9 protein-coding genes are annotated in these 7,232 nt (G+C 59.7%); 4 read left to right on the plus strand and 5 right to left on the minus strand.

What is annotated here, in order from left to right; all coding sequences use genetic code 11:
* The first annotated feature begins 98 nt into the window (after window positions 1-98).
* From EI28_RS09750 to EI28_RS09765, 4 genes are all read left to right on the plus strand, one after another.
* The gene (locus tag EI28_RS09750) at window positions 99-1,067 is read left to right on the plus strand and encodes an ABC transporter permease (RefSeq protein ID WP_048114460.1); all 969 of its coding nucleotides are present in this window, start codon (window positions 99-101) and stop codon (window positions 1,065-1,067) included.
* A 257-nt stretch (window positions 1,068-1,324) separates the two neighbouring features.
* On the plus strand, window positions 1,325-1,921 hold the full coding sequence (locus EI28_RS09755) for a hypothetical protein (RefSeq protein ID WP_048063700.1): 597 nt from the start codon (window positions 1,325-1,327) through the stop codon (window positions 1,919-1,921).
* Between the two features lie 41 nt (window positions 1,922-1,962).
* Window positions 1,963-2,463, plus strand: a complete 501-nt coding sequence (locus tag EI28_RS09760; protein ID WP_224732779.1) for a hypothetical protein — start codon at window positions 1,963-1,965, stop codon at window positions 2,461-2,463.
* Between the two features lie 273 nt (window positions 2,464-2,736).
* Window positions 2,737-3,429 (plus strand): Yip1 family protein, encoded by a 693-nt coding sequence (locus EI28_RS09765; protein WP_048114463.1) that lies wholly within the window; start codon window positions 2,737-2,739, stop codon window positions 3,427-3,429.
* Here EI28_RS09765 and EI28_RS09770 read toward each other — a convergent pair.
* The 5 genes from EI28_RS09770 to EI28_RS09790 all read right to left on the minus strand — a co-directional run bounded on the left by EI28_RS09770 (window position 3,362) and on the right by EI28_RS09790 (window position 6,906).
* Window positions 3,362-4,273: an energy-coupling factor ABC transporter ATP-binding protein gene (locus EI28_RS09770; protein WP_048114465.1), complete on the minus strand. Its 912-nt coding sequence runs from the start codon at window positions 4,271-4,273 to the stop codon at window positions 3,362-3,364. The genes EI28_RS09765 and EI28_RS09770 overlap by 68 nt on opposite strands.
* Window positions 4,270-5,034, minus strand: a complete 765-nt coding sequence (gene cbiQ / locus EI28_RS09775) for a cobalt ECF transporter T component CbiQ (protein ID WP_048114467.1) — start codon at window positions 5,032-5,034, stop codon at window positions 4,270-4,272. The genes EI28_RS09770 and cbiQ overlap by 4 nt, the downstream gene beginning before the upstream one ends.
* Before the next feature lie 26 nt (window positions 5,035-5,060).
* Window positions 5,061-5,534: a hypothetical protein gene (locus EI28_RS09780; RefSeq protein WP_048114469.1), complete on the minus strand. Its 474-nt coding sequence runs from the start codon at window positions 5,532-5,534 to the stop codon at window positions 5,061-5,063.
* Window positions 5,531-6,160 (minus strand): cobalt transporter CbiM, encoded by a 630-nt coding sequence (gene cbiM / locus EI28_RS09785; RefSeq protein ID WP_048114471.1) that lies wholly within the window; start codon window positions 6,158-6,160, stop codon window positions 5,531-5,533. Before cbiM ends, EI28_RS09780 begins: the two co-directional genes overlap by 4 nt.
* A gap of 92 nt (window positions 6,161-6,252) precedes the next feature.
* Window positions 6,253-6,906, minus strand: a complete 654-nt coding sequence (locus tag EI28_RS09790) for a PGF-CTERM sorting domain-containing protein (RefSeq protein WP_048114472.1) — start codon at window positions 6,904-6,906, stop codon at window positions 6,253-6,255.
* Window positions 6,907-7,232 lie beyond the last annotated feature (326 nt).

Genomic DNA, 7,232 nt, shown 5'->3' on the forward strand with positions numbered 1-7,232 from the left:
GCGATACCGCGTATTGTCGCGGACCTGCGGTACTCTTGCGACCACGGACGGAGAATGAGCATGGAGATAGAACTACGTGGACTGACCGGTGAGAGCAGATGACAGCGGAACGGGTCTTCACCGTGGCCCAAAAAGAGTTCACCGACCAGATCACGGGCTGGCGGTTCCTGGTGATCCTTGCCCTCTTCCTCACCATCGCCATGGTGGGGACGTACAGCGGGGTCGTGAGCTACGAGAGAGAACTGGATAGGTACTCGGAGCAACTGGCCGCGATGGATAACCAGAATGACGGACCGGCCGGGATGATGCCCGCAAAACCCCCGGTTGAGGGCGTTTACTCCTCGATGTTCCGGACGCTGGTCTCCTACGGGGGCCTCCTTGCCATCGCCGTCGGGTCCGGCCTGGTCTCCGGGGAGAAGGAGTCCCGGTCGCTCAAGAGTCTTCTCTCCCACCCGGTCTACCGCGACGAGATCATCAACGGCAAGGCGCTCGGGGGCGTCGCGCTGCTCGCCCTCGTCGTCGGGAGCGTGCTCGCTATATCCACCGCGCTCCTCCTCGTCTTCTCGATCGTGCCCTCCCCCGGCGATCTCTGGATGATCCTGACCTATGCCGGCGTCATCCTCCTCTTCCTCGTCACGTTCTTCTCCATCGCGCTCGCCCTCTCCACCCTCTGCCGGGAGAGCGGCAGCGCCCTGCTCCTCTCCGTGGTCGTCTTCATCCTCCTCGTCTTCCTGGCCCCCTACGCCACCACGCATATCGGGATGGCCTTCATGATGGAGGAGCCCGATCCGGCGGCATACGGCGGGGATATCTCTTCGGAAGAATTCCAGGCAGCGATCACGGCGTATTACGGTCAGTTTGACCTTATCCAGAGCATCGGAAACCTCGCATCACCGCAGATGGCGACCAACGCCCTCATCCAGGGGATCGCCAACGCCCCGACATCGGGGGCGACCCTTGAGGATACGCTCGGCGAGATATGGTCGAGCGTGGTGGCGCTGATCCTCTACCCCACCGTCTTCTTCGCCGTCGCGTACACGCGGTTCATGCGGATGGACATCCGGTGACCACGCCCGGGAGGGAGCGGGACCGAGTATGGAGCCCCGGCACTCCCGGTGCCAGCCGGGACCCTCTCCGGTTCCGTGGGCCGTGCAGGATGTATCCAGCCTTCCGCTTTCCGAAGAAGACAGCGAACATGTAGAGAGAAGTGAGAGAAAAGGTAAATATTCCAACGTAGAGGTAGCAGTGCGGATGCCGGCATCAGGCATTCGCATAAGTCGCGGGGCCACACATCCGCGGTTCACGACAGGATGATGGGCCCCGCATGCCCGGAGGCGAAAAGAAGGTTATTATTACCTCTACTTATAGGTACGTCCTTTCCCCCTCCGGCACCGTAACAAGGAGGAAGCAGAAGATGAAAACAAGAAACGGATCTATCACGGCCTGGGCGGTACTGGCACTGGTTGTACTGGCTTCCGTCGGTGCGGTTTCCGCAGCCCAGGCTCAAAGTCAGGAGAGCATTGAAGTCGGAACCGAGGATACCGGCGACATCGGAATTCTGGCCGTAGAAGAACTGGGAGTCATGTATACAGACGGCGACGCCGATACGGCAAGCGTGACGACGTACGGACCCATAACCGTTCCGCCCGGGTACAACACCTTCAAAGCGAAGTACTACAACTCCAATGACGAAGACAACGACGGGCAGGGAGCACTCTACCGTCTGACGGTCTACGATGCTCAGGGTATGGCGCACACTAAACAAATAAAGGTGGACTGGGCGACCAGCGGGACAATCGAAGTGAGTTTTGATTCGCGGGGCACTGGTGATGCCTACTACGAACTCTGGTGCGAGACGCACGATTGGCTCGACACAACGAAAGCAACGGACATAGGCACCGGGGACCTCGACTATGTCTGAAGGGGGTGCATCCCCTAGGAATGCACCTATTTTTTGAAACGGTGATCCGATTGAGCGAAAAAGTAATGTGCAGCATCATCCTGACGCTGGGCCTTGCCATCCTCCTCGGGTACGGGCTCGTATCGTATGCCGCGGAGGACATCGTCGTGAACGCCACCACCTCCGGCGGCAAGATCCTCTTTCAGGATAACGACTCCCACGGCGTCTATCTCCTCGGCAGGGCCTGGGCTGATTTCGGAAGCAACGCAACGTTCTCAAACGTGACCCCTTCGATCGAGACGGGGACGGGAAGAAGCGTCTTTCTTGTCACATGCGACAACGCCCGAGGAAATGAACTCAGCAGGACCCGGACGGCCGTCTTCACCCTGACGGTCTGGAACCCTGCAGGGGTGCCCCACAGCACCACCCGGGAATTCCGGGGGATCTGCTCCGAAACGCTGAGCGTAGATTGCACTCCGTTTGAACCCGGAGAGGGGCGGTTCGAGGTCACAACGACCATCCGCGAGAGGCAGCTGAACCTCCCGGCGGTCTTCGGCCGCTGATACCCGCGACTTCCAGGCCACCCATTGATAAACAGCGAACTTTGCCCGTCGGGACGAATCGGATGGCCGTGGGACTATGTGTCCCGGCCCCCACATAGTGTCAGAGCGATAACGGGCACTGGCTGCTCCTCTTCAACCGACTGAGACCCGACGTGTAGACAATCATGACAGAGAACATTTATAGGGTGACGTTGACCACTCATCGATTAATACCGGAACCCAGGCCCGGCAAACGGCGGGGCGGGTGAGTACCGTCGTCCGGGAGAAGAGAACATGTCGACAGAGACGCCCTCAGAAACCACCTTCACCGGCCCCCGCCGGGTCTTTCAGCGCCTCAATGAAAAGTCGTTACGCGACGATCTCGTATTCTATTTCGCGATCGTCGCAGTCGCATCAGTCCTATTCATGATGCTACCCCTCCTTACGGGAGAGGAGCTGAAGATTGACGGAATACACCGGTTCTGGTTTATTGGGGCAGACATCCCTGTCACCCTGACACAGGGCCTGATAACCGGGGCCGTCGCCCTCCTCGCCGTCAGCCTCGTCGAGCACTTCTTTCTGCTCTTCGTCGACGTCCACCGCGAGTTCGAGAAGACGATGAAATCGGTGGTTTATGCTCTCTCGCCGCTCATCCTCTTCTCCTGGGCGGTCCTCCTGGAAGTCCCGTTTGCCGGCCTGCTCCTCCTCGCCTGGTTCTGCCTCTCGACCTACTTCGGCGTGTGGATATTCCACGAGAAGTCAAGGACCGGGCCGTCTTCGTCGCTCTTGCGACGGGCGTGGTGCTCGCGTTCTACCTCCATCGGTGGATCGTCGGCCCCTGGCTGGCCCTCTAACGGTTCCGCACCGGCCGGAACGGGGATACGGTCGTTTACCCGGAGAAAAGGGCTCTTCGAGCGGCTCAGTACTCGAACCGCTCGAACACCTCACGGAGTTCTTCCGCAGTCCGGACGTCCCGCCTCAGGCTGATCGCGCCCCCGTTCTCCTCGAGCGACGCATCGAGAGCAGCGGGAGCGTCCGCGACCGAGAGAGGAAGAGCATTGCAGCAGGCATAGCCATAACAGCCCATGATACGGAAGAGTTTGTAGGCGTCCGGCGCTTCGAGGTTGTTCTCCTTCAGCAGTTTGCTGTCCGAGAAGATGCTGTGGGCGTCCCCGTCCGCAACAATGGTGGTGTTGAGCACGACGACCCGGTCCGCCAGGTAAGAGACGGCGTTGACGTCGTGCATGGCGACGATGGTGGTGATCCCCTTCTCCCGGTTCAGCCGGTTGATCAGGTCGATGAGGAGGGCCCGGTTCTTCGGATCGAGGTTTGCGGTCGGTTCGTCGAGGACGAGAATCCTGGGCTCCATGGAGAGAACCGCCGCCAGCGCGGCGCGCTTCTTCTCGCCGTAACTCATGTGGTGGGGAACGCGGTCCTCAAATCCGGAGAGTCCGACGGTTTTAAGGGCCTCCCTGACGCGCCGGTCGACCTCGTCCCGCGAAAGCCCCATGTTGATCGGGCCGAACGCCACATCGTCATAGAGGGTGGGCATGAAGAGCTGGTCGTCGGGGTCCTGGAAGACGACGCCGACCTTCTGTATGCGCTCCTCGATCGGCATGGACCGGACGCTCTCGCCGAAGACGAGCACGTTGTCCAGGGGGCTCTTGATGGAGCCGTTCAGGTGGAGGAAGAGCGTCGTCTTCCCGGCCCCGTTCTGCCCGACGATCGCGAGCCGCTCGCCCTCATGCACCGTAAGGGAGACATCCTCGAGCGATACGGTGCCGTCCGGGTACTGATGGGTGAGGTGTCGAATCGTCACGGCTTCGTTCATAGCGCCACCAGCGGATAGACCTGCAGTCCCCCGGCGATGCCGATGAGGAGGAGGCAGGCGAAACAGTCGGCTGCGGTGATCGAGAAGGGGGCGACGGTGATCGGCTTTCCGCAATACCCTCTCGCCACCATGCCGCGATAGACCCTCTCAGCCCTCTCGTAACTCTTCACCAGCAGCATACCGACAAGGTTCCCGATGATGGAGAGCCCGTACCTGTTCGGCCGCAACGTGTAGCCTTTCGCCCGCATCGCGCTCCAGATGCTGAGAAATTCGTCCATCATGACATATATGTAGCGATAGGTAAAGAACAGCATCTGGACGATGACCCCCGGAACCCGCAACAGCGAGAGCGCCCGAAGCGTCGCCTCAATGCGCTGCGTTCCAAGGAGCGTGAGGACGAGCACGATCGCCGCGACGGCCCTGATCGTTATGAGAACCGCATACGACAGACCCTCCTCCGTAAAAGCAACCGGACCTGCCGACCAGATAGGGGTTCCGGGGACGGTAAGCGGCATCAGAAGAAGGATCGGGAGGACGAAGACCAGGATTGGCGTCGAGCGCTGCAGGACGAACCGCACCGGCAGACGCGAGAGGATCAGGATCAGCAGGGCTACCGCAAGCGCCAGGAGCGCGGCGGGAATATTTCCGACGAAGACCGCAGAAAAGATGAGGACGGTGAACGACAGGATCTTGATCCGCGGCTCAAGCCTGTGGATCGGAGAGTCCAGCCATGCGTACTTATCGATGTCCGGGTAGCGCATGAGTCACCGTACTCATCCGGAGCGGGTCACTCCGGGCCCCTGTTCTGCATCTTTGCCGAGTAGATCATCGCGATGCCGGCAAGCCCGAGCAGGTAGCCGAACCCGGCGATGATCCGCGCTATAAGCGGGAGTTCCGCACTCTCCGATCCCGTCGAGGTCCCGGATTCAAGGTCGAGGTCGATCTCTGCCCGGTGTCCCGTCTGCTCGACGAGGATACGGTACTCCGTCACCCTCCATTCGGGTTCGAACGAATAGAAGCCCAGTTCGTCGGTTACGTCCTCGATGTAGACCTCTTCTTCACCGTCCCGGACGGCATAGATGGTAATATCGGCATCGGCCATGGGGGCTCCCCCTTCGTACCATGCCCGGATCATGACCTCGTCCTCTACATCGCCCGTCATGAACGCACCGGCAAAGGCCCTGTGCGCCGATACGGGGGCGATGCATGCGGTAGAGAGGAGGATGACGAGCAGACCGAGCAGCAGTATGTTTCTCTTCATTTTTTCTCTCCTTTGAGTGGAATAGGAAGTAATTCGGGTTTTACCCGTACGAGGTACCCGACCACCGCCCCCGTCACGATTGCTTCGGCAACGGCGATCGGGAGATGGGCACCGGCGAGAAGCCCGGCTACCGCAAAGAACTGGTCTCCCGAGACGACGAGGACCAGCACCAGCAGGACTACCGTGAGAAGGACGCCGAGCCCTCCGCAGACCCCGCCGATCGCGGGGAGCGGGATTCCTCGCTTTGAGCCGGCCAGGAAGGCCAGGTAGCAGATGAGGGCGGGTATGCCTACGTTCACGGTGTTGATCCCGATGACCGTGATGCCGCCGTGCTGGAAGAGCAGCGCCTGCAGTGTGAGCCCGATGAAGAGGGCGAGGTAACTGAGCGGCCCGAGCACGACGCCGACGAGCCCGTTCAAGATCAGGTGGGCGCTTGAGGGCGGGATATCGATGTGGATGAGCGAAGCGACGAAGAATGCTCCCGCCATCACCGAGAGTTTCGGGATCTCTCTGGCGATATCGCCGTTTTTGGCCGCCCACCGGAGTGTTCCGGCCAGCAGGATGATGGTGATCACCCACCCGGCGACGATCACCGGCATGGGCAGAACGCCGTCTGATATGTGCATGGATGCTACTCTCCTGATACTGGTTTGAATTCCAGAGAACGGCTATCGCTGAGAATAAAGGGACCAAAGGGAGAATTCCCCCCTGCATGCCCTTACCTCCTGCGTGCGGCATATGCAACCGCAGCAAGTCCGCCGAGGGCTGCAACCGCGCCAAATCCGGGGCTCTTCGCGGGTGAAGAGGGTGCCGGTGCGGCGGTCCCTGCGTCAAGGGCTGCAACGAGCGCTTCCGTGCTCCTGACCAGATTCTTTGCGTCACGCTCCGCCTGATGAGTGGTGTCGTGGACGCTCTCCGCGTTCGTTTTGTGAGATGCGGGTACAATCTCTTCCAGTTCGTGGACATTCTCGTGCTGGGCTGTCAGAAGTGCCGTGTAATTCCCGGCATTCACGCCGATATCGGCGACAACTCCATCAATTGCAGCCCGGTTGGTCACCGGATCGGCGACCAGGGTCTGGAGTTCGAGGGCATCGTCCTGGATGTGCTCCGCAATGTGCTCGAGTTCGTGCGAAGCCATATGGATCGGCTTCGATACCAGTTTTATCTCATCGGAGACGTTTGCATCCCTGTTGATGACCTTGGTCTCTTCGAGAATGGTCGTCGCATCATCGTACAGAGCGTCTGCAAGCTCGATGATCCCGGCGACCTCGGCCTCGATTGTCTCCTGGCTTGCCGATGCCGGCATGCAGACGAGTGCAAACAGAAACAGTGCCGCGGCACATGCTTTGAGAACTTTTCCATCGTGGTTCATGCAAATACACCGTGTTAGATTGTAATTAGTCCAGATAAGGTACATTTGTTTAAACTTAAAATAATTTGTTATTCGTCGACAGGGCTTCTTCGATCAAAAAACACGCTTAACCTGCACCTTATCCTCAATGAACCGGCGAAACCGTTTTTCCGGCGATAATACCTGCATGTTCTGAGGGAGGGGTATCGCCCTGCATGACGGGATCCGCGGGACCGTATGTCCCGGCCGTTTGCAGCCCGCCCCATGAGCAGAATGGGTTGACTCACCCCGACGTGTAGAGGATCGTGACAGAAATCGTATATAGTAAGAAGGTAACTTCTCAGGAA

The organism is Methanoculleus sp. MH98A (assembly GCF_000691865.1).
Classification (GTDB): Archaea; Halobacteriota; Methanomicrobia; order Methanomicrobiales; family Methanoculleaceae; genus Methanoculleus.